The 24,273-nt window shown below is 46.5% G+C and carries 18 protein-coding genes; 11 read left to right on the forward strand and 7 right to left on the reverse strand.

All coding sequences use genetic code 11. The features are described from left to right. Window positions 1-12 precede the first annotated feature (12 nt). Complete coding sequence (locus GO493_RS29075) at window positions 13-3,189, forward strand: sensor histidine kinase (protein ID WP_157309759.1); 3,177 nt, start codon at window positions 13-15, stop codon at window positions 3,187-3,189. Between the two features lie 59 nt (window positions 3,190-3,248). Here the strand turns inward: GO493_RS29075 and GO493_RS29080 are convergent, their stop codons facing one another. The 3 genes from GO493_RS29080 to GO493_RS29090 are packed head-to-tail and all read right to left on the reverse strand — an operon-like array spanning window position 3,249 to window position 5,114. Next, the gene (locus GO493_RS29080; RefSeq protein ID WP_157309760.1) at window positions 3,249-4,040 is read right to left on the reverse strand and encodes a TPM domain-containing protein; all 792 of its coding nucleotides are present in this window, start codon (window positions 4,038-4,040) and stop codon (window positions 3,249-3,251) included. A gap of 13 nt (window positions 4,041-4,053) precedes the next feature. Then, the gene (locus tag GO493_RS29085) at window positions 4,054-4,509 is read right to left on the reverse strand and encodes a TPM domain-containing protein (protein WP_157309761.1); all 456 of its coding nucleotides are present in this window, start codon (window positions 4,507-4,509) and stop codon (window positions 4,054-4,056) included. A 14-nt stretch (window positions 4,510-4,523) separates the two neighbouring features. Beyond that, on the reverse strand, window positions 4,524-5,114 hold the full coding sequence (locus GO493_RS29090; RefSeq protein ID WP_157309762.1) for a LemA family protein: 591 nt from the start codon (window positions 5,112-5,114) through the stop codon (window positions 4,524-4,526). Between the two features lie 325 nt (window positions 5,115-5,439). Between GO493_RS29090 and GO493_RS29095 the strand changes: the two genes are divergently transcribed. Further along, a complete protein-coding gene (locus tag GO493_RS29095) occupies window positions 5,440-5,904 on the forward strand; it encodes a response regulator (protein WP_157309763.1) in 465 nt (154 codons plus the stop codon). Window positions 5,905-5,909: 5 nt separating this feature from the next. Here GO493_RS29095 and GO493_RS29100 read toward each other — a convergent pair whose 3' ends face one another. Further along, window positions 5,910-7,118, reverse strand: coding sequence for a FecR family protein (locus tag GO493_RS29100; protein ID WP_157309764.1), 1,209 nt, complete (start codon window positions 7,116-7,118; stop codon window positions 5,910-5,912). A gap of 77 nt (window positions 7,119-7,195) precedes the next feature. Beyond that, window positions 7,196-7,444: a sigma-70 family RNA polymerase sigma factor gene (locus tag GO493_RS29105; protein WP_157309765.1), complete on the reverse strand. Its 249-nt coding sequence runs from the start codon at window positions 7,442-7,444 to the stop codon at window positions 7,196-7,198. A gap of 266 nt (window positions 7,445-7,710) precedes the next feature. Here GO493_RS29105 and GO493_RS29110 point away from each other — a divergent pair, with 266 nt between their 5' ends. From GO493_RS29110 to GO493_RS29125, 4 genes are all read left to right on the forward strand, one after another. Then, window positions 7,711-9,090: a dipeptidase gene (locus GO493_RS29110; RefSeq protein ID WP_157309766.1), complete on the forward strand. Its 1,380-nt coding sequence runs from the start codon at window positions 7,711-7,713 to the stop codon at window positions 9,088-9,090. A gap of 41 nt (window positions 9,091-9,131) precedes the next feature. After that, window positions 9,132-9,527: an RNA-binding S4 domain-containing protein gene (locus GO493_RS29115; RefSeq protein ID WP_157309767.1), complete on the forward strand. Its 396-nt coding sequence runs from the start codon at window positions 9,132-9,134 to the stop codon at window positions 9,525-9,527. A gap of 114 nt (window positions 9,528-9,641) precedes the next feature. Further along, on the forward strand, window positions 9,642-10,862 hold the full coding sequence (gene lysA / locus GO493_RS29120) for a diaminopimelate decarboxylase (RefSeq protein WP_157309768.1): 1,221 nt from the start codon (window positions 9,642-9,644) through the stop codon (window positions 10,860-10,862). 507 nt (window positions 10,863-11,369) lie between these two features. Further along, on the forward strand, window positions 11,370-13,703 hold the full coding sequence (locus GO493_RS29125; protein ID WP_157309769.1) for a GAF domain-containing protein: 2,334 nt from the start codon (window positions 11,370-11,372) through the stop codon (window positions 13,701-13,703). Between the two features lie 78 nt (window positions 13,704-13,781). Here GO493_RS29125 and GO493_RS29130 read toward each other — a convergent pair whose 3' ends face one another. Together GO493_RS29130 and GO493_RS29135 are read right to left on the reverse strand one after the other, a co-directional pair. Next, a complete protein-coding gene (locus GO493_RS29130; RefSeq protein WP_157309770.1) occupies window positions 13,782-17,447 on the reverse strand; it encodes a BamA/TamA family outer membrane protein in 3,666 nt (1,221 codons plus the stop codon). Window positions 17,448-17,458: 11 nt separating this feature from the next. Beyond that, the gene (locus GO493_RS29135) at window positions 17,459-18,298 is read right to left on the reverse strand and encodes an SdiA-regulated domain-containing protein (protein WP_157309771.1); all 840 of its coding nucleotides are present in this window, start codon (window positions 18,296-18,298) and stop codon (window positions 17,459-17,461) included. A 123-nt stretch (window positions 18,299-18,421) separates the two neighbouring features. Here GO493_RS29135 and GO493_RS29140 point away from each other — a divergent pair, with 123 nt between their 5' ends. The 5 genes from GO493_RS29140 to GO493_RS29160 are packed head-to-tail and all read left to right on the forward strand — an operon-like array spanning window position 18,422 to window position 24,216. Then, window positions 18,422-19,669 carry a Pycsar system effector family protein gene (locus GO493_RS29140; protein ID WP_157309772.1) on the forward strand — a complete coding sequence of 416 codons (1,248 nt, stop codon included), beginning with the start codon at window positions 18,422-18,424 and terminating at the stop codon, window positions 19,667-19,669. A gap of 23 nt (window positions 19,670-19,692) precedes the next feature. Continuing rightward, entirely contained in the window at window positions 19,693-21,756 is a 2,064-nt protein-coding gene (gene ppk1 / locus GO493_RS29145; protein WP_157309773.1) for a polyphosphate kinase 1, read from the forward strand. Window positions 21,757-21,776: 20 nt separating this feature from the next. After that, entirely contained in the window at window positions 21,777-22,283 is a 507-nt protein-coding gene (locus GO493_RS29150; RefSeq protein WP_157309774.1) for a thioredoxin family protein, read from the forward strand. A 7-nt stretch (window positions 22,284-22,290) separates the two neighbouring features. Beyond that, entirely contained in the window at window positions 22,291-22,794 is a 504-nt protein-coding gene (locus tag GO493_RS29155; RefSeq protein ID WP_157309775.1) for a DUF4442 domain-containing protein, read from the forward strand. A gap of 18 nt (window positions 22,795-22,812) precedes the next feature. Further along, a complete protein-coding gene (locus tag GO493_RS29160; protein ID WP_157309776.1) occupies window positions 22,813-24,216 on the forward strand; it encodes an MBL fold metallo-hydrolase in 1,404 nt (467 codons plus the stop codon). Window positions 24,217-24,273 lie beyond the last annotated feature (57 nt).

Consider the following 24,273-nt stretch of genomic DNA (forward strand, 5'->3'; position numbering starts at 1 on the left):
TTCGGCCCCAATATGAAAAGGCATTTTTCTGTCGGCTTATATGTCCATGCCATGTTATTATGGCTGATGATGTATTGCCCGCCGGTGAATGCCCAGGAACCACCCAACTCTTACAGCTTTGCACACCTGGACCGGGAAAACGGCCTTGCCAGCAATCATGTCTCTGCTATTCTACAGGACAGTAAAGGATTCATATGGATAGCCAGTACGGCCCTTCAGCGTTATGACGGCAGTAACCTTGTTACCATTGCCAGTTTCGACAAAGTTCCCGGTTCTATTTACTATGATGATATCTGCCTTTGTGAAGATAGAAAAGGACGGATCTGGATGGGAGCGCCGGACAATATCCGTTATTACGATCCCGCCAGATCGGCCGTTACCGTGCTGAAAATTGATATACAGCCGGTATTGCAGGGCTCTCTCCATTGCAGCCGTATCATTGAAGACCATGCCGGGACAATATGGGCCACTACCCAGGAAGGCCTGCTGCAGTTCGACGAAGACAGGAAAAGCTTTATCAAACCTCCCGGTATCCCCGAATCTCTCCGCAAACTATTATATAGTACTCTTATTGAAGATGCTGCCGGAAACCTCTGGATCAGCGGGAGGAATGGCATCTATATGCTTGACCCTGGCCGGAAAAAGCTCTATCATGCAGATAATAATCCTTTCAGCCATCCACTACTGACCATTCGCAGCAGTGTAAAGCGGTTCTATATAGATGCCGGCCACCGTATATGGGTAGCCTCCCGCGGCGGAGATACATTGTATAGGTATGACCCCACAGCCAATGCCCTGAAGAAATTTGTTTTCCCCTTATACGGAATGGCGGGTAATAAGAGCCCCCAGGAAAATATGGTGACAGATATCATTTCCGACGCAGAACAGCATGTCTGGATATCAACAGAACTGGGAGGTGTTTACCAGTATAATGACAGCACAGGCAAATTCACTGCTAATATAAAGGCCGATAACACGGACGATAAAAGCCTCCATTATGATTTTGAGGTGAACTGTTTTCTGAACGACCGTGACGGCCGGCTCTGGATAGGGACTGACAGGGGGGTAAATATACTCGGGCTGCAGGACCCTTCTTTCAGGATCATGGACCACCGTACCCGCTTCCATAATACTACCACACATTTACCGCGTACAGAGGTGACCGGTCTTTTCCAGGATAGCAATGGAAATATTTATGCCGGTTACTGGGGAAAAGGATTCAGCTGGCTGCAGCCGGGACTGGAGCTGAAGCAACAGTTCACATATGGACAGAATGATCCTGCTCATCAGCTGAAAGAGGAGCGGAGCCTGGTCTGGAGCTTTGCAGAAATGCCTGGAGGCCAGGTACTGATAGGACAGGAGAATGGCTGGTTGTCGGTATTTGATCCGCAGCAAGGAAAGTTCACCGCCCACCATCACTCACCCCTGTTTGGCGAACAAACCCTGATGACCATGCTGCCATTAAGTGATACTTCCGTCTGGATAGGTTTGTATAAGAAGGGCATTGTTCGTTGGAATGCAAGGAAAAATCAGTTCTATGCTTACCCCGAACTGCTGCAGTTTGTAAAACGTGCAGCGACGGTCATGGATATTGCTCCCCAGTACGATTCCCTGTTATGGCTGGCCACCAGCGATGCCGGCCTGATAAGATTCAATGTTTTCTCCAGGCAGCTTTCCCTGCCGGGGATCTTTCATATCGATAAACTCACCATCAGTAATATTACCTGTCTTGATTTCCTGGATGATACCACACTGGCTGCCGGTACTGATCATGGATTGTGGTTATACAACACCAGGAGCGGGAAGGCGCAACCATTAAAGATCAATGGCGCGCTGTTTGATGAATGGGTGCTCAACATGCAGAAGAACGGGCGTGAAGGGCTGTGGTTCACCACCCAATATGGCTTTTACAGGTTTAACCGTAGCAGGGGAAGCCTGGAAACATTTGTACAGTCAGTCGATATCATTGACAATACCCGGAAGGTAAGACGGACCATATCTCCTTTGCGGAATGGCTGCCTGATGGTAGGCGCCTCAGATCATTTTGTAGTGTTTGATCCTGCTCATCTCAGGGTAGCGCCTCCTCCGCCGGATGTAACGATCATCAATTTCAGGGCAATGGATACTACCGTGCAGCTGGGACTGACGCAGGAAGGATATACACCGGTGGTATTATCACACCGGCAGAATTTTATCAATATTGAATTTAAAAGCCTGCAATACCAGCATGAAACACTGGACTACCTGTTCCAGCTGGAAGGAGTGGATGAAGAATGGGTGAAAGCAGAAGGAGTGCTGGTAGCAAGGTATACCAATCTGCCTCCTGGCACTTATGTATTCAGGGTACGTAGTGTAAATAAGGCCGGTACCTTTTCGTCTCATGTTACTTCGTTGTCTGTCAATATCATGCCTGCCTTCTGGCAAACAAACTGGTTCAGGGCATTATGTATCCTGCTGATAGCAGTGCTGATTTATGTCTATTTTAAATTGCGGGTGAATGCCATTAAGCAGGAAGCCCGCAGAAGAACAGCCATACAACAGCAGATAGCCCAGCTGGAAATGAAGGCCCTGCGTGCACAGATGAACCCTCATTTTATTTTCAATGCACTTAATTCCATACAGACGTTCATGATGAAACGGGAAACAGAACAGGCCCTGTCTTACCTGAGCCGTTTTGCCCGCCTGATAAGGAATGTACTGGACAATTCACAGCTGAACAGCATTCCTGTATCCAAGGAGCTGAGAATGCTGGAGAATTACCTTGAGCTGGAAAAGCTTCGTTTTGCCGATCAGTTTAGTTACAGTATTACTGTTGATCCGGATATTGATCCTGATTTTACAGACATTCCTACTATGGTGTTACAGCCATTCCTGGAAAATGCCATCTGGCATGGCTTACTGCATAAGAAAGAAAAAGGAAGGGTAGATATCAGGTTTCACAAACGGGAGGATAGCGTGCTTTGTGTGATAGAGGATAATGGAATGGGAAGAGAGAGAGCCGCTGCACAACGGGGAGGAGAGGAGCATCATTCCCGTGGTTTACAGATCACGCGTGACAGGCTGGCGTTGTACAACCGCCGGTTTAATATGAATGCTACGTTTGATATTGAAGATCTGTATGATGAAGATGGGCAGCCGGCAGGGACCCGCGTTAATGTCTGGTTCCCGCTGCATGATGATAATGGTTGAACTAAAAAAGAGAAGCTTTCGCCTACGGGCAAAAGCTTCTCTTTAAAAACATTCTTTTCTTACCAGTTGCCACTGGCTCCGCCACCACTACCGGAACCTCCGCCAAACCCGCCGAAGCCTCCTCCGCCGCCACCCCAGCTGTCTCCGCCGGAGCTACCTCCGCCAAAGCCGCCAAGGCCACCCAGTCCGCCAACCGGTCCTATCCAGCCACCCCAGCCGCGCCTGCTGATAGTAGTACCACCGGTACCACCGCCGCCACGGTTTCTCAGGATGATGATAACAATGAAGATGATGATCGCAAGGACAAAGAGCCCGCCGGCATTGCCGGTAGATCTGCCTCCCCTGCGGGGTGAGGTGTCTTTATACTCGCCGGCCGCTGCCGCTATGATCTTGTCTACCGCTTCATCTAATCCCTGGTAGTAGTGCTGCTCACGGAAATTGGGTTTGATGATCTGGTCAATGATACGGTTGGCTATTGCATCCGGCAATACGCCTTCCATACCAGTGCCTGTTTCTATACGTATTTTCCGGTCCTGTACAGCTACGAGAATAAGCACGCCATTGTTCTTTTCTTTAGTGCCTATGCCCCAGGTACGCAGGATCTTCAATGCAACTTCGGCAATGTCATAGTCGCCGGCTGTAGGTATTGTTACGATAGCGATCTGCGTAGAGGTACTATCGTTATAGGCTACAAGTTTGCTTTCCAGCGTCTCTGCCTCGTTTCCTAACAATATACCCGCCAGGTCATTTACCAGTCTTGGCGGGTTGGGCCTGGGAGGAATGTCCTGGGCCTTTACCTGCCATCCGGTAATTATCAATAAAACCAGCCATAACCAGCAAACTTTCCTCATTGTGTTTAATTTTTTATCTACCGATCACAATATCATCGGGTAATTCGTTTTCATCGCCCCCTTCAAAAGGAAAGTGGCCGCAGAGCGTTTCTCCTATTTCAGTGATACACGCTTCAATACCGCCAATAATATCATTGCGGGTAAAATAGCTGATCATCAGGGCCGCTTCCTTTTCCCAGAAAGAGGTACCTACTTTTTCATGGATGCCGCTGTCACCCAGTATTGCATATTGCCTGTCCTTTAATGCGATGTAAAGCAGCACACCATTTCTTAAGCGGGTTTTCTCCATTCCCAGCTGAAGGAAGATTTCCTGTGCCCTGTCCTTAGGGTCTACATATTTGCAATGACTTTCTACGTATAGCCGTATCTCTCCACTTGTCATTCTTTCGGCATTACGTATAACCTGTACCAGGCGTTCTTTTTCAGCCTCCGTCAGGAGTTCCTTTTTTTTGAACGGGAATATGCTCATAAAAGCAGATTTTTTTAGAACTGAACCTTGGGAGCATCTTTTGCAGCCTGATCTGCTTCAAAATATCCTTTAGGAGCAAAACCACCGAAACCGGCAATGATATTGTTAGGGAAGGTGCGGATAGAGCTGTTATATCCCTGAACAGAAGTGTTGAAATCATTACGGGCAACGGTTATACGGTTTTCAGTACCTTCTATCTGTGCCTGCAGGTCCAGGAAGTTCTGGTTGGCTTTCAGTTCAGGATAGCTTTCTGAAACAGCCAGTAATCTTCCCAGCGCTGCGCTCAGCTGGCCCTGCGCCTGCTGGAACTGTTGTACTTTCTCAGGGGTGAGATCGTCAGGGTTCACCGTGATCTGCGTAGCTTTTGCACGCGCTTCTATCACTTGTGTCAGCGTTTCTTTTTCAAAGTTAGCTGCGCCTTTAACGGTAGCAACAAGGTTGGGAATAAGATCACTTCTGCGCTGGTACTGGCTTTGAACAGCGCCCCATTTACCTTTCACGCCTTCTTCAAGTTGTACGATAGAGTTATATTTGGATACACCGCAACCTCCAAATACAAGAATAACGGCGAGGATAACAATAATTACTACTGTACTTTTTTTCATTTGAATAAAGATTTTAAGTTTTAGTCTGAATAGCAGAGGCAAACATAACGGGTTTTTTTTAATCTGCAAGGTGTTCAATTAACGATAAAACACCGTTATTTTACTTTCACAGCCAAGATGTTATCGTTGTCGAAAAAAAGAATAGCTGAATGTGTGTTTCTCTATAATTTTGTCACATATTTCCGGTAGTCTGATTTGGAACGGTTTGTAAATAAGTGAGTTAGGATTAAAGAGTCATGTAAGTTCTTGTTTTTCAGGAGTCTATCATCTTTCATTCGTTTGTAACGCTTTTATTTTTAATTAATTTGAATTTAAGTCTGCGTCAATGAGTGCACAACACATCCATATTCTGTATGTCGATGATGAGATACACAACCTGAATGCTTTTAAAGCATCGTTCCGTAGGCTTTACACAGTGTTTACGGCTTCATCGGCAGAAGAGGCGGAAAAAGTATTGGAACAGCAGGAGATACAGATCATTATCTCTGATCAGAGAATGCCTAAGATGACCGGGATCGAATTTTTTGAATCTATCCTTAACAAATACCCTGAGCCTATACGCATTTTATTAACAGGGTATGCGGACATCAATGCAGTGATCGATGCCATCAACAAAGGACAGGTATACAAGTATTTTTCCAAGCCCTGGAATGATGAAGAACTGCGGCATAACATCGAAAAGGCATACGAAGTATATGCCCTGCGCAAAGAAAACAAGGAGCTGACAGCTAAATTGCTGGATGTCAATGAAAAATTGGAGTTCCTGTTACGTCAGAAACTGATCTCCTGATCTCATCAGGGTTTTTTAATGGCAAAATGAACGGTCCCATCATAAATCTGGTAATCAAGCCCTGTTTCAAGACAGATCTCTTCAAGAAAGACCTTAACAGACTGATCCTTGTCCAGTTCTCCTGAAAAAGTCTGACGCGCTATGGATGGTGAAGCAAATTCCAGCTTCAGGCCAAACCAGCGCATCATAACAGGACCAAGTTCAGCAAGCGGCTTTTTACGGAAACGGTAAATACCGTCTCTCCAGCCAAGTGTAACATCTTCGTCAAAGCGTTTTACCTTAAAACGTTCTCCCGGCCGGTAAATGGCTTCATAACCGGGTTTTAAGGTAACATCCAGGCTGTCTCCTACATCTGTTATAACACTGCCCGTGACCAGTGAAGTGGTGATCACGTTAGCATCGTATGAATTTACGTTGAATGCCGTGCCCAGCGCTATCACTGAAGTAGTGCCCGTATGTACTATGAACGGTTGTGAAGGATTATGCGCTACCGTAAAGTAAGCCTCTCCTTCCAGGTACACTTCCCTGGTCTTACCGGGAAATATAAAGGGGAAGCGGAGGGTGGAACTTGCATTGAGATGTACTTCCGTACCATCAGAAAGCTCTATCCTGTAATCTGTCTGCGGGGGTACGGTCAGCGTATTCCATTCTACTGCACTGCTCTGGTAAATGGAGTCATGCGTGATCCTGCCCGGAGGAGGAGGCGCCTGCACCATCATGCTGTCATGTTCAGGTTCCGCAACCGTAAGAGAAGCATCACTGGTTACAGTTTCCGGCAGGACCGCAACCTGCAGGGGCGCCCGCATCCTGTTACTGCGGGGCGTAGTAATATGTTTAGCCAGTACAGCTGGTTTCGAAGGAAGGAATGCAGGTTGGACCTGTTTCCTGAAAAACAACAGGCCACCACCAATAACACATATTGCAACCAGTATTGCTGCAGCTGCACTGTGACGTTTTACAAGCCGGAAGGCCCTTACATGGAACGGCCTGGGAGCCAGTATAGCGGCTACCTGGTACCAGTCGTTCTCCACACGGAGATCGTTCAGGAACTCGCTGTTAGTGTAAAGGATCGCTTCCTCCTGCTCCAGCCAGCATTTACGGACCTGCTCATCTGTCTGGATAACCTTTTGCAGCAATTTATCTTCCACTTCACTTAGATCGCCAAGCTGCTTTCGCAGGAGTAATGTGTATATATACTCTTGGTCGTATTTCATCTTATCAGAGAAGATTAGTCTGGGTTATGGATATGTCTTCTTTCAATGTTGGTTTCGTATCTGTCTTGTATGTCCGGTTACCTGTCCATCGCTATTGCCAATGTGGGGTATAAGGCCATAGGAACAACTGCGGGGCCCGTTTTGCAGGGGGGGCAGATAGCTTTTTCTTTTATTGTATCTCCCCGTTGCTGTAAACATCGCTCATACAGTAACTGGTAAAAATATCCTCCGGCAGAATGAGTGATATTCAGGTATGCTTTCTTCTTCCATACTTCAATGAATAACTGCTGGACGGTTTCTTTTGCTTTTTCGGGGTTTCCTAACATCTGACAGGCTTTGAGGCATAACGGTTTATAATATTTCATGAAAAAGTATTGGTAGGCCTCAAGTTTATTATCCTGCTTTAGTGCGGATAACATGACAGTATCCTCGCTGATTTGCATACGATAATATTAATTGGTTAATCAAGGTGCCGGTTTGAACTATTAAGTTCGATTAAAAGAATAAGAAACTTGTTAATGAGATGTTAATAAGCGCTATTTTATGACTTTCCCTTAAATTGCACCTTTCTAAAAGTTTAATATACTGGATCATGCAAGTTTGGAAAGACTATCAGGCAAAGAATAAGGACCGTTTTTTGGAAGAGCTGCTGTCACTGCTGCGTATTCCTTCGGTTAGTGCCGATTCCCGTTTTGCCGCCGATGTGAAAACCTGTGCTGAGGAAGTGAAGAAAAGGCTGGAAGAGGCCGGCGCTGAGAATGTAGAAGTTTGTCCTACCGCCGGACACCCAATAGTATATGGTGAAAAGATCATTAATCCCGCATTGCCTACAGTGCTGGTATATGGCCACTATGACGTTCAACCGGCAGATCCGCTGGAACTGTGGGACAGCGGTCCGTTTGAACCGGTTATCAAAGGAGATAACATTTATGCCCGCGGCAGCGCGGACGATAAAGGGCAGTTCTACATGCACGTAAAAGCGCTGGAGATCATGACCAAAACAGATACACTTCCCTGTAACCTGAAATTCATGATAGAAGGGGAGGAAGAAGTAGGTTCGTCCAACCTCGGCATCTTTGTAAAGGCCAATAAAGAGAAACTGAAGGCAGACGTAGTACTGATATCAGATACCTCTATGATAAGCCTCCAGGACCCTTCACTGGATACAGGCCTGCGCGGTCTTTCCTATATGGAAGTGGAAGTGACCGGTCCTAACCGTGACCTGCACAGCGGCGTATATGGCGGAGCTGTCGCTAACCCGGCTACCATCCTCTGTCAGCTTATCGCTTCCATGCACGATGAGAATAACCACATTACCATCCCCGGTTTTTATGATAAAGTACAGGACCTTAGCAAAGAAGAACGCAAGGCCCTGAACGATGCCCCTTTTGATGAGGCTGAATACAAAAAAGACCTGGGCGTGGATGAGCTCTGGGGTGAGAAAGGCTATTCAACCATAGAACGTACCGGTATCCGCCCCACCCTGGAAGTGAACGGTATCTGGGGTGGTTATACCGGCGAAGGTTCCAAAACAGTACTGCCCTCCAAAGCATTTGCCAAGATCTCTATGAGACTGGTGCCTAACCAGGACTGGATCGAGATCTCTGAGCTCTTTAAAAATCATTTTGAAAAGATCGCTCCCAAATACGTAAAAGTAAAGGTGACCACACACCATGGCGGCAGCCCTTATGTAACGCCAACTGATCATGTGGCTTTTAAAGCTGCCAGCGAAGCTATCAAGGCTACCTTCGGTAAATCCCCCATCCCCGTACGCGGTGGCGGAAGTATTCCTATCGTAGCACTGTTTGAAAAAGAACTGGGACTGAAAACCATCCTGATGGGCTTTGGTCTGGATAGCGATAACCTGCACTCACCTAACGAAAAGTACGGACTGGCCAATTTCTATAAGGGAATTGAGACCATCCCTTACTTCCACAAATACTTTGCGGAATTAGGACGCACATCAGCTTAATTTTTTAGCCGGCCACGTGCCGGCTAAATTTTCTCTTTATCATGCAAAACACAGAAAAACTCCGACTTGATAAATATCTCTGGGCCATCAGGGTATTCAAAACCCGTACCCAGGCGTCTGCTGCCTGCGAAGCCGGCAAGGTAAAAATGAACGGTACCTCGGTAAAAGCCGCCCGCGCCGTAGGGATCGGAGATAAATATGAGATCAGGACCGAAGCCCGGAAATGGGTGATCGAAGTAGTAGGTCTGCTCGCCAACAGGGTACAGTATACCGAAGCTATTAAATATTATGTTGATATTACTCCGGAAGAAGACCAGCAGGCCAACCAGCGTACTGCTGCCAGCTTCCATACCGGTAAACGCCCCAGCAAGATCGGCAGGCCTACCAAAAAGGAACGCCGTGAACTGGACGATTTTATGGGAGGCGAGGAAGAATAAAAAACGCCTTCAAAAGACTTTCTTTATAACTGGCCGCCCTGGGCGGCCAGATTCCGTTATACAAATCCAATTTTGCGTAGTAAATTCGCGGGATTTTAAATCCGATCTCAATCAATGTCTAAGCAAAGCGATCTTCTCTCCACAGATTTCCTGGTGAAAGTGGCTGAAGAATTTGGAACACCAGTATATATATATCATGCTGAAAAAATAAAGATCCAGTACGAAAAGCTGCAAAGCGCTTTCCATAAAACGGATGCCCGCTTCTTCTACGCTTGTAAGGCACTTACCAATATAAATATCCTGAAGTACATCAATTCCATTGGCTGCGGACTGGACACCGTATCCATCCAGGAAGTACACCTGGGCCTCAGGGCAGGATTTGAACCAAAGAACATTATATTCACTCCCAACTGTGTTGACCTCGAAGAGATCATTGCAGCCAAAGACCTGGGTGTGAACATCAACATAGATAACATTTCTATACTGGAGCAGTTTGGTAACCGCTTTGGCGACTCTTACCCCATCTGCATCCGCCTGAACCCGCATATCATGGCTGGAGGTAATTACAAGATCTCCACCGGCCACGTAGATAGCAAATTCGGTATCTCCATTCACCAACTGCGTCATATTGAACGCATTGTGAAGAGCACCAAACTGAAAGTAACAGGGCTGCACATGCACACCGGCTCTGAGATAAAAGATGTAGACGTATTCCTGCGCGGTGTGGATATCATGTTTGAACAGGCCGTACATTTCCCTGATCTTGAATTTATTGACCTGGGCAGCGGTTTTAAAGTAGCTTACCAGTCTGGCGATCCTGAAACCGATATCAATCTCCTGGGACGTAAACTGTCTGAAGCATTCAACAAATTCAGCCAGACATATAACCGTCCGCTGCAGGTGTGGTTTGAACCTGGTAAGTTCCTGGTAAGCCAGTGTGGTTATTTTGTAGTGAAGGCGAATGTGATCAAACAAACCACTGCTACTGTATTTGTAGGCGTAAACTCAGGCTTTAACCACCTGATCAGACCTATGTTCTATGACGCCTTCCACCTTATTAAGAATATCTCAAACCCAAAAGGCACCGAAAGGATCTATACTGTAGTAGGTAATATCTGTGAAACAGATACCTTCGGATGGGACCGTAAACTGAATGAAGTAAAGGAAGGAGATTACCTTGTATTCTATAATGCAGGCGCCTATGGTTTTGAAATGGCATCCAACTTCAACTCCCGTCTTAAACCGGCAGAAGTACTGGTAAAAGATGGTAAAGCACAGCTTATCCGCAGGCGTGATACACTCGAAGATCTGCTGAGAAACCAGATAGAGCTATAAATTCTTCCCTAAAGTTTTCAAGCTGCGCGCAGCGCTAAAAAATCTTTTACTTGAATTTTGAGCCGGCCGCAGACCGGCCTGCTCAAAAAAAGGTTTTGCCGAAGGCGAGGGCACTGAAAAAGTAGTTTTCTTTAAAGAAATATTCGGGTAGGGGGTGGAGAATATTTTCGAATAGACGATTCTCAGAGCCTACGTAAGGACTTTTTCAGTGCCCTCGCCGAAGGCAAAACCTTTTTTTCAAATTCTACATCAAAAAGAAATTTAAACTGATATACAACCAATTTCCCTAACCTGACATAATAAAAAAATAACTAACACCTTACAGATTAGAATATTATTACACGCAAATCAGGCAGTTTTTTGTGTTCGTGGTAACAAGTTTTAACATAACTTTGCCCTACCAAACCACACTTTCTCTGCTTAATCCTGCAATACTGTTCACACAATATTTTATAATCCCATTCGTCTGAAATAATAAGGATGAGTCATTTTTACTTATAATTGAATATGAAAGTTTTATCTGCTAACTCGGACGTAATGAAAGAGGAGGCGCTGATAGACAGCCATATCTCTTTCGGGCCCTACATCAGGTTCCTGAAAGAAAAAGCGGCTAACAAATCAGACGCCCGCTCAGCTTACTACGGGCAGATTGTTAAGCAGTTCGAAAATAATCCTGCCCTACTCGGACCTATAGCCGGGGCGGACGATCTATCAGCCTATCAGGAATATATAGACCTGATCATTGCAACTATCTTCCCGGTTACGACCGATATGGACAAGGATATTTATGGGATCGGCGTCCCCCATAAATTCGCTATTTTCTACTACTCAGATCTGTTCCGAAAGCTTTTTACAGGCAACGGAGACAAACTCATGGCTGTGCCGGAAGGCATCTCTCCGGCAAAAGTTAAAAAGGACAAGCTGGAGTGGCTGTACAAACTGCTGCTGGAAAAAGTATACGGCTTCCCGGTAGAATATCGCAACGATATCATTCATCACATTACACTACCCGATAGCAACGGTCTGAAGAAATATGTGAAGATCCAGGTCGACCCGCGCTTTGTAGACGTAAAGGTAAAAGGAGAAGTACCCGATATCTCTTATGACCATATCTGCAAAAAGGAATTTTGTGTGGATATGCTGCAGGAAATGCTGCCACTGGACAAATTCTCACTGGAAGGCTTCGTGATCTGGACCATACAGGATGTTACCAAAGATGAAGTTCAGAACAGTATGAAGAACCTGATCCTGGACATGCATCGTGGTAATGAACAACAGACCTACCGCAGGATGGAAGAAGAGGTGAAATCCCTCATGCAGAAGGAGGATATCAGCGTTCATATCGTGCCTATTCCAAAGATCAACGGCCGCTATGTATTGGAATGCGATCTGTGCGAGAACGGAGTAATGCTGGGTGTGATCAATAATGAAAAACAACAGCAACAGCTCTTCCAGCAACTGATACAATACCTTATGCAGCAACGGCAACCATTGCTGATCCCGGAAGTGACAGAAGCATCACTACATGCCTATCCGTTCCTGAAGTACCTGTTGCTGAAAGGTATCAGAAGCTATGTAATGGCGCCGGTCTGGCATGAAGATCAGCTGCTGGGCATTGTGGAAGTAGCTTCCTCCACACCTGGCAGGGTATCAGGAGAAACAATAGGGGCAGCCATGCCTGCATACCCACTGGTAAGCATGCTGCTGAGCCGTGGCCTCGATATCATGAACAGCCGCATCACAGAAGTCATAAAAGAACAGTTCACTGCATTGCAGCCCGCTGTAGAATGGAAGTTCACTGATGCCGCATGGCATTATCTCCATACACCGAAGAAGGACCGTAAAGACATCGGCAATATAGCCTTTGAAGACGTATACCCTCTCTATGGCGCTGTAGATATCCGCAACTCTTCCACAGAACGCAGCAATGCTATACATGAAGACCTGCGGGAACAACTGGTGCTTATTGGCGAAACACTGGACCATATAGGTAAAACTATCTACCTGCCCCTGCTGGAAGAACTGAAGTTTAAAAACGATGAACTGATCACCGGTATTACCAGTGGCATGCTGTCTGAAGATGAGCTGAAAACAAACAACTACCTGGATGAAGAAATAGGCCCTCTGTTCCGTCACCTGCATGAAAGTCATCCTTCCCTGCAGCCGGAACTGGAACGTTATTTCTCACTCGTAGATAAAACAGAAGGCCATATTCAGCATCACCGCCAGGAGTATGAAGACAGCCTCGCCAGAATCAACTCCGAGATCAATAAGTACCTGGATAAAGAGAAGGATAATATCCAGCACTCTTTCCCCTGCTACTTTGAAAAATACCGTACCGATGGGGTAGAGTACAATATTTATATCGGACAATCTATCTCCCGGGACAGGAAGTTTGATAACCTGTACCTCCGTAATCTCAGGTTATGGCAACTGACATCTATGGCTGAAATAGCCAGGATGACCAATAGCCTGATCCCTGAACTGAAAGTACCGCTGCAAACCACTCAGCTGATCCTCATCCACAGCAATCCGATCGATATCAGCTTCAGACAGGATGAACGCCGCTTTGATGTGGAAGGCGCTTACAACATCCGCTATGAGATCATCAAGAAGAGGATCGATAAGGTAAGGATCAGGCAGACAGGTAAACGTCTTACCCAGCCAGGTACCGTTTCTATCGTATACTCATACGCCAGGGAAATGGAGGAATACCTGAAATACATCACCTTCCTGCAGAACAAAGGATTACTTTCTTCTGACGTGGAAATGCTGGATCTTGAAGACCTTCAGGGAGTAAGCGGGTTAAGGGCTTTACGCGTGAAAGTAAATATGGAATAAACCCGCCGCAGGCTTCTTAAAAAAAACGCTTTTGCCGAAGGCAAAAGCGTTTTTTTTAAGAAGCAATTCTCAACGATGTTAAAATCTGAACCCAAACGTAATATAAGGCAACACTCCTTCTTCAGAACGTCCTACTGTTGCTGTCAGCACAAACATATTGATAGGCGTAAAGAAGAGCCCTCCGCCATAACCATCATGCCAGGCACTGGAACTTTCTCCTTTATACCACACCCTTCCCACATCATTGAACGCCAGCAAGCCAACAGTAGCAGGGAAAAGATATGAACGGAACTCAAACAGTTTTACCCTCAGCTCAGTATTGTTATATACCATGCCGTTACCGGAGAAGCGGTAGTTACGGTAACCACGCAGGTTCTGTATACCTCCCAATGTCAACGCCTGGAAATATTCATATCCACCACGTAATAAACCTCCGCCGAAACGGGTTACGAATACTACGTTGGTAGGTGCATGAAAGCTGGCATAGATACTCATATCCGTCTGCAACTGCAGGTAATGGCGTTTATCCTGGTTCAGTCCCTGGTTGGCAAATGCCGAAGTATTCCAGAAAATACCACGGGTAGGCATCAGCTCATTATCCCTTGTATCTATCTGCAATGCTACGCGGAAGCCTGCATAGGACTTGGATTCAAATACAGAGAGTGAATCCAGGCCGTTGTGTGCAAAATCAGTGATGATGCGGTCTTCTGTCTCGTCTTTGTCAAGACTGTAATAGGTAAATGAAGGACCATACAGCAGCGATACATCCGGCGACAGTTTGCTTCTCAGCAGTGGTTCCACATTAAACAGGCTGAAACGGGTACGGTAATAACGGATGGTTTTACTCTTGTCAAACACCGTTTCATTACCAAAACCAAAGAAGTTGATAGTATTGTTAGGCGCTTTGGCACTGGCAGACATGACAAGGTCCGTTTTGCCTATTACATCGGTGAACTCACCCAGGTATTTAAACTGCCAGGCTTCAGTAGCCAGTGCATGTCCGACAATAAGGCTTTGCCTGCTGGCAAACGGTCTTTTACGGAAGCCCTGCGTAGTGTATTGGAAGCCTAAACCGAGGGAGAGCCCGTCATCCTGGTTAAATCCTGCTGAAGCCAATGGCATCAGCTTGTCATAAATAAACCTGAATGGCGTACGCTCGTAGCGTATATTGGCCGGATCGGACGATATGATCTTCCTTTCATGCCCGCCCAGCAGGAAAGTATCCTGGCTGTTTGACAGGTCATAGATCTTAATACGGTGGCCGGCGCGTACATCTGAGCTATCTATATAGGTGTCTTTATCACTGCCTCCTATAATACGCATCCGTACAGGAGTACGGTTATCTCCTTTTATGATGTACCTGTCTCCTCCGCCGAAACCGAAGAGCCTTACTTCCTTCGTCACCTTCGGATCAAAGATGCGGTTATAAATAACCTGCTCAATCTCACCCTGCTTATCTATCTTATTCACTGTAACGGATAAACGGCCTTCTGGTAAACGTTCAATGGAGAACAGTTCCCGTTTCTTACTGCCGGTTATTTCCACATGTTTTGAAATGAAACGGTAGAATTTCAGCGATTCTTCCTCCAGGATCTCACGGCGTGCTTTCAGTGTATTGTAGGTACGCGCTCCTACCATTGCTTTGATGGTATCGGGAAAACGCTCTACAGCCGATGCCAGCACGGTATCTGTCATCGTTGTTACGAAGGTATGGGCAATCTCCTTCCACTGCTGCTCATTCAGCTCATTCATGAAAGAACGGTCAAATGGCTGTGCTGTTGGGTTTTGTCCCTGTATATACCGGATCTTCGGACGGAAGCCCTGTATATTAGGCATGGCCCACTTACGGGAAGCAATACGGGGGATAGCGCCTTCGTTGATGAAGAATGCCTGGTCACGATCGCGGGGAATAGGATAATAGCTTTTTGTCTTTTCCTTTTTATTCTTCTCAACACCCCAGCGCCACTGATCGTCATGGCGGTCCCAGTCAGCAATAAGCCAGTCCAGCAAACGTGCTCTCAGTACTTCAGGCTGATTTACGGTATTGTCATTATCTCCGTGAAGCTGTTCTAACAGTTTAACGGTATTAAGACTTTTCCCTTTGATATCGGGCTCTCTTTCTTCGAAAAGATATACATCATTCCCATAAACATTGGAATAGATGCCCAGGGAAGTATCTTTCGGCACATACATGAATGTTGGGTTGGTATGATGTACCCCTGCAGATTCTGCCAGTGAAGCCACAACAAGCGGGGCATAAGGGTTGGAGGCAGAGATCTGGTCCTGTACCACGTCTTTGGCTACTGTTTCTCTCAGCGCTTCCGGCACTGCTTTATCCGGGTATTTCTTCATGGAACGGATCACCCATTCATTTCCTTCTTTATCTTCCAGTCTCAGGGAGAGTGTCTGCATGCCTCCGCCACGTTTAAGCACTTTCAGCCCGCCTTTCTCTTTCTGCATATCCATCACCGGGAAGTTAAGCGGGGTAGACCATACATTGCGGTAGTTCCTGCCCAGCAGCCAGTAATGAAAACCACTCTTACCGGCATATTGGGAATCGGCCGGCATAGTAACCGTTGGCGGCAGCTGGCTGGCTGGCAGACCAGCATTTTCGATAGCGCTGGATTTTACGTCCTGGATGCTGAAAAGTTGCTGCGCATATACCGGGGCATCTGCATGGCCAACAGTATAGTATTGTACAGATACATGCCCGGTATTAGATATTTCCAGCGCGCTGTAACCATTTTCATTGCTGGCAAAAAGCGACTTGCTGCCTTTTTTTACCCTTGTCTCTTTGGCGCCGCTTCCACTGATAACATAATAGTTCTGCTGGTCTTTGATCAGCTGCAAGGTATGGTCATGACCGGAAACAAAAATGGCGGGGCCATGAGGTCTGAATGCGGCTTCCACTCCTTTGATCATTGCCTGGTAATGCGGATTGGGAATATCTTCCGGAGTTCCGAACACCCCGCGGGTAAGCGGATAGATAGAGCCCAGTACGGGTAGTGGTATGTAAAGCCCTTTCTTAAGATCGGTAAAAGGGAAGATATGTTGTTTGATCGTATAATAGCCACCGTGAATGCTGTAACTGCGGAAGGGATGGTGAGACGCAAAGATCAGCAGTTTGTTGCGGTTACGGCTTACAATGTCACTGAGCTCTGTCAGCACATCTTCTTTCGTCTTAAAATCGCAGGAAGATTCAGGTCCGGGCTTGAGATAAGGGAACAGCCACCATTCTGTATCCATCACAATAAGAGTGGTATTCTGATCTATCGGTACTTCTATAGGCCCGGGACAGCCGTCCTTAGGCAGGAAGCTTACATTGGGCAGCTGAAGGGAATCAATATACTGTTGCTGGTTAACAACGGTCTGCCAGCCATCGGGCCTTGACTTCTTCCAGTCATGATTACCGGGAATGAAGATACCCTGTGCGGCAGTATTACGTAACAGGTTCACCTGGTAATCTATGATCTGTCTGGCTTCGTCATACCTACGGGCGCCTGCATCGGGCATGCCCGCAGGGTAGATGTTATCACCCAGGAAAAGAACGGTAGTTCTTGGGTCCTGGAGGTTAAAGCGTTGCTTTACGGCATCTATTACCGGGTTATGACCATCCTGGTGCAGCTCTCCTGCATCACCTATCAGTATGATCCTTCTTGCAATGCTGTCTGTCTGTGCCTGGCTCAGGAAGGGAAGGAGAAGGAAGGGGAGGAGGTGTCCTATTCTGGGTAAAATGCTCTTCATTGTTGCTTGGTTCAATGGTACTTAAATTTCAGAATGTTTGCCTGTGATTCGTCTGATGTTTCGTTGGAAATATACATATCGCCGTTAGGGGCAAACGAGATCCCTTCAGGTTGTACAAACCGCCTGCGTCTTAAATTGTATGCTTCCTGCACTTTGCCGTTCAGATCTGTAATAACCAGCAGGCGGTTTACAGCAGCCACTATGTACAGTCGCTTCTCTATTGGATGGATTGCGGCTGCAGATGGTTTGAAATGACCTACATCTCCACCGGTAAGCCGGGCTATGTCTTCCACCCTGATACGGTAAACCGGCGAGCTGTCATATGTCATGGAAGGCAGGTCAAACCGGTAGGCCGTGGTAAACCCCTGGAGTTTATCTTCTTCACAGTTTTTACAGACAGCTATAAGGCTGTTCCTGGCAGAGTCAAAATAAAGAGACTCAAATTCCCGTTTGCCGCGCAGCCCCAGCTTATAGGGGGTAGCATCCACAGTGTCAGTAAACATTCCATTTACATGATACAGTGTACCATTACTCTTTAGTACGAACCATTCTGTTCCGTTAGTGGCAATGTCTTCATAGTCACCGCTTTTATCAAATTTAGAAGTGGGATAGGGCTTGTTTGTACTGACATCTATAGAATGGATCTTGCCTTCCTCATCATTGATAGCCAGAATATGATGCTCATCCGGCGCCAGCACAATACCGGATATTTCCTGCATGGACTGCCTGACCCTGAATTTCTCGGGCGATTCGAGATTATAACCTTTGGGTGAAGTATATTGTTTGTCATCCTGGTCAAATGTATTACAGGACAAAAACAGGAAGAACATTGCAATGTGCTTTACTTGCATAAGTGTGACGTTATTTTAAATGCGGAAACACAGCCTGATACACTACCTGGGATCCGTGCACTAAAATTAACTCAAAAATGCAGTAACTTGCTGATCTCAGTTTTGCTTTTTTAACTAAGGCTTATGCAAACAGGAACAATCATTGAAGCAGCACAGACATATGTTGCCACCCGGTACCAGGAGTACCCGCACCCTAACCTGGTATACCACAATTTAGAGCATACCCAACAGGTAGTTGCGGCAGCAGAGCAGATTGCAGCGCATTACCGTTTAGAGGAAAAGGACCTCCTGGTAGTATATGTAGCATGCTGGTTTCATGACCTGGGCTATCTTATGGGCGAAACTAAATACCATGAAGAGAAAGGGGCGGAACTGGCAAGAGAGTTCCTGGATATACAACAAATTCCTGCAAATGTACAAGAGCAGGTGACCGGCTGTATTATGGCAACCAAGATGCCGCAGAACCCACATACGTTGCTGGAGCAGATTGTTTGTGATGCAGACCTTTTCCACCTGGGCCTGAAAGATTTCAAACAACGCTCCAAGCTGCTCAGGCAGGAAATGGAGCTGACCACCGGCGCCGAAATACCTGCCGCAGCATGGAACAGAAGCTCCCTGCGTCTCCAGGAAGAACATCATTTCCATACAGCATACTGCAAAGCCTTACTGCAATCGCAGAAAGAAGAAAATATCACAAAGCTGAGAAGCAAGCTGGAAAAGCAGGAGGGGAAAAAAGAAGAAAAAGAGGAAAAGGCAGAGAAGAAAGAGAAAACTGAAAGTAAAAAGGCGGAACTCACCACCCCTGAAAAAGATAAAAAGAAAGAAAAAGAACCTAAACCGGGCAGGGGAGTGGAAACAATGTTCAGGACCACTTCTACCAACCATATACGCCTCAGCTCCATGGCAGACAGTAAGGCCAATATCATGATCTCAGTGAACTCTATCATTGTATCTGTGATCCTGGGTGTATTGTTCCGTCGCCTGGAAGACTATCCCAACCTGATCATCCCAGCTATCCTTTTCCTGGCAACAGGGGTTATTACCATCATCTTTGCCGTGCTGGCCACACGTCCTAACGTCAATGTAGGACGTTTTACCAAAGCAGATATAGACAGCAAGAAAGTAAACCTGCTCTTCTTCGGTAACTTCCATAAAATGTCCCTGGAAGAATATACCTGGGCTATGAAGGAAATGATGAAAGACAGTGAATACGTATACGGTAGTATGATACAGGACATTTACCACCTGGGTGTGGTATTGGGTGCCAAGTACAAGCGCCTGCGTACCTCTTACAACATCTTTATGTTTGGCCTGATCATCTCCGTGATCGCCTTTGTAATAGCAGTCCTCTTTTTCCCGGTGAAGAATTAAGCATGAGCAATAATAATATGTCAATGAATGTTCCTTTGTTTGACCGTGATCTGAGCTGGCTCTCGTTCAACTATAGAGTGTTGTGTATGGCAAAGGACAATGAAGTGCCTTTGTACGAAAGAATAAGATTCCTTTCCATCTACTCATCGAACCTGGACGAATTCTTTCGTGTGCGCATGCCTGCTATACTGGCTGTAAATAAACTGTTACGTTCCAATCCTGCTGCCGCAGGCGAAGATATTCTCTCGGGAGATACCCTGCCTACCATTCAGGCAGAGATCAACCGGCAGCAACAGGAATACGGAGCTATTCTTACCCGGCAGCTGCTGCCATTACTTCAGGAGAATAATATCCATCTTTACTATAACGAGCATATAAAGGGCCAGCATCTCCCGCAGATGCGTGAATATTTCCTCAATCGTGTGCTGGCCTTCCTGCAGCCTACATGGCTGCATAAGAAGAAACCGGAAGAGGTGTTCCTGGAAAATAACCAGCTTTACCTGGTTGTTGCGCTCACGGAAACAGCCAACCCTGATATGCTGCAATATGCGCTGGTAAATATTCCCAGCTCCCAGCTGCCCAGGTTTACTGAACTGTCTGCCATAGATAATGTGCATTATATTGCTATGCTGGATGATATTATCCGGTATAATATTGATTTTCTCTTCCCGGGATATACGGTAGACAGATGTTACAGTATCAAGATCACCCGCGATGCGGAGACAGATATGAATGAACTGGCCAGCGATATCCTTGACCAGGTAGAAACCATGATAGTGAAGAGAGAACTGGGTATTCCCACCCGTTTCCTCTACGACGCTGCCATGCCAGTGTCAATAAGACAATTGCTGGCAGGGTACTTCCATATACTTCCGGAAGAAATGGTGGAAGGCGGGCGGTATCACAACCTGAAAGATCTGGCAGATCTGCCCATGCCTGTAAAGTCTCCCCTGTTCACTTATCCCCGGCAATCCCCGGCGGGCATCCCTTCCCTGGATGAAGCACCCCGGTTGCTGGAAGAGGTGCTGAAACGGGATATTATCTTACATACCCCCTACCAGCGGTACGACTACCTGCTGCGCTTCTTCAATGAAGCTGCTGCCGATCCTGCCGTACAGGAGATATATATTACCTTCTACCGCATAGCTTCCGGTTCCCAGATCGCCAATGCCCTTATCAGCGCTGCCCGTAACGGTAAGCAGGTGACTGTATTCGTAGAACTGAAAGCCCGTTTTGACGAGGCTAACAATGTTCGCTGGGCCAGGAAAATGAAAGAGGCGGGAGTAAAGATCGTATATAGCATACCCGGACTAAAGGTACATGCCAAAATAGCCCTGGTAAAACGCCGCCGCGGATATCAGTGGGACTATGCCGGTCTGATGGCTACAGGCAATTTCAATGAAAGCACTGCCCGTTTTTATACCGATCATGTATTGATGACATCCCACCCGGGTATTACCCAGGAACTGGAACTGCTGTTCCTTTATCTGCAAACAAGACAACAACCGGATAAATATAATTTCCTGACCTTCAATCACCTGCTGGTTGCCCAGTTTAACCTGGTAGACCGCTTTAAAGGCCTGATTAACAGGGAAATTGAAAATGCCAGGGCCGGAAAGCCTGCCCATATCATTATCAAACTGAACAACCTCCAGGAGAAAGACATGATAGCCGCTCTTTATACAGCCAGCAGGGAAGGAGTGAAGGTAGAAATGATAGTACGCAGTATCTGCTGCCTTTTGCCGGAACAGGAGGAAAGCAGTAATATTACTGTACGCCGTATAGTAGACCGTTACCTGGAACATGCCCGCGTATTTATCTTCCATAATAACGGTAAAGAAGAAGTGTATATGGGATCGGCAGACTGGATGAACCGTAACCTGCACAGGCGTATAGAGGTTTGTTTTCCCATTTACGAACCACAGCTGCAGGCCCAGGTGAAAGAGATCATCCGTTTGCAGCTGGCAGATAATACCAATGCCGTACTTTTAAATGAACAGCTGCAGAATATTGAACAGCAACGGGCAGAAGGGAAACCTTCCGTGAATGCGCAGGCATCCGTTTATACTTATATACAATCATTATAAAAGCATTAATGTAAACGCAGATGAGAAAAACTACCTGGTTGACCGCTATAATCCTTTTTCTTGTCGTATCCTTTGCCAACGCCCAGGAACACCTTGACCTGGAACATATCTATAACCCGGATGCAGACGCTGTGGCTGATCTGGCCCGGATAAAAGAGCAGGCTGCAAAGGAAGGGAAGCATGTGTTATTGCAGATAGGCGGTAACTGGTGCATCTGGTGTAAACGGTTCTACAAATTTGTTCATGATGATGCCGGGCTGAAAGAGCTGACAGAAAAGAACTATATAGTCTATCACCTGAATTACAGCAAAGAGAACAGGAACCTGCCGGTACTGGCAACACTGGGATATCCGCAACGGTTCGGTTTTCCCGTACTGGTCATCCTGGATGCAAAAGGTAACCGGATCCATACCCAGAATACCGGTTTGCTGGAATCGGCAGACTCATATGATAAAAAGAATGTGGCAGCGATGTTGAAGCAATGGGGCCCGGATGCGTTGAACCCGGCCTATTACACAACCCAATGACCCTGTTATGGAAAGCACTCCCCTGAAAGCCGGCGCCGCAGACTTTATGCGCCTGGCCGTTCATCCGTTGAAATTCTCATTGTACCTGCTGTGGAAACTGCCCAGCGCCTGGCTGGCCGGAGTACGGCTCAAACAATTAACAGCAGAACATTGTATTACTGTGGTGCCTTACCGTTGGCTGTCACAAAACCCTTTCCGGTCCACTTACTTTGCCTGCCTGGCTATGGCGGCAGAAATGAGTACCGGTATCCCGGCAATTATGTATACCCGGGAAGCATTGCCCCGGAAGGTATCTATGCTGGTAACAGGTATGAAGGCAGACTTTGTTAAGAAAGCCACAGGCAAAACATGGTTTACCTGTAACGGGGGGACAATGATCAGGGAGGCTGTTGCCAAAACCATTGCAACAGGCGAGCCGGTTACCATTACGGTAGAAAGCATTGGCAAAAGCCCCGATGGCACAGTAATTGCCTCCTTTGAGATCACCTGGTCATTTAAGGCCAAAACATAACTTCATCAATTCACCACAATGAAAATAGCATTTCACGGAGCGGCACGTACGGTTACAGGTTCCAAACACCTGATCACTTTAAAGAACGGGAAGAAGATATTACTTGACTGCGGTATGTTTCAGGGCATGGGCAGGGAAACTGATGCCATGAATATTGACTTTGGCTTTGATGCGGCGGAAGTAACGTATATGGTCCTTTCCCACGCACATATTGACCATTCGGGATTAATTCCCCTGCTGGTAAAGAGAGGCTTTAAGGGAACTATCTATTGCACTCCGGCTACATTTGACCTGGCAGAGATACTCCTGCTGGATTCTGCGAAGATCCAGGAAGATGATACCAAATTCTCAAATAAGAAGAGAGCCAAAGAAGGTCTGCCTCCCCTGGAGTCACTGTATACAATAGATGATGCAAAAAGAAGTATAGGAAGATTTAAGAAAGTGAACTACAGAACATGGTTCCGGGTGGATGATGATATTGAGATATATTTCACAGATGCAGGCCATATCATTGGCAGCGCTGCTGTTCATCTCCGTATCACGGAGAACGGGAAAACCACCCAGGTTTCTTTCAGTGGAGATATAGGCCGTTATAACGACGCCATCCTCAGATCACCGGAAGTATTTCCCCAGGCAGATTATATCCTGCTGGAATCTACCTATGGCAGCACTTTGCATGCAGAGGCCGAGCCTTCAGATGACAGGCTGATACAATATATTCACAACACCTGTAAAGTAAAGAAAGGGAAACTGATCATACCAGCTTTCAGTGTAGGACGTACGCAGGAGTTACTGTATGCACTCAACAGGGCGCAGCTGGAAGGGAAGCTACCCCATGTAGATATTTTTGTGGATAGTCCGCTTTCCATGGAGGCAACAGATGTGGTGAGAAGTCACCCGGAAGTATTTAACAGGACAGTTTCCAAAATGCTGGAAATAGATGATGATCCGTTTAACTTCCCCGGACTACATTATGTTAAAACAGTGGATGAGTCAAAAATGCTGAACTTCCGGAAAGAGCCCTGCGTAATCATTTCCGCATCAGGTATGGCGGAAGCTGGCAGGGTGAAACATCATATCGCCAATAACATCAATGATTCCCGCAATACTATATTACTGGTAGGGTACTGTGAGCCTCAGTCCCTCGGCGGCCGCCTGATGAGAGGCGCAAAAGAGGTCTCCATTTATGGCACCCGCTATGAGGTGGAGGCTGAGGTAGGTGTTATCCGCTCAATGAGCGCTCATGGCGACTATGAGGATCTTAGCCAGTGGTTATCCTGCCAGGACCCGGGAGAAATTAAAAAGCTGTTCCTGGTACATGGTGAGTATGAAGTGCAGACTATTTTCAGAGACTGGCTGCTGAAGAAAGGTTTCCAGGATATCATTATACCTGAAAGACATTCAGAAGTAGGGCTAGGATAAAACATAAAAAAAATAGCCGGCCGCAGGCCCCCTCTCAAAAAAAATGCTTTCACCGAA

This window comes from Chitinophaga tropicalis (assembly GCF_009758205.1).
Taxonomy (GTDB): domain Bacteria; phylum Bacteroidota; class Bacteroidia; order Chitinophagales; family Chitinophagaceae; genus Chitinophaga; species Chitinophaga tropicalis.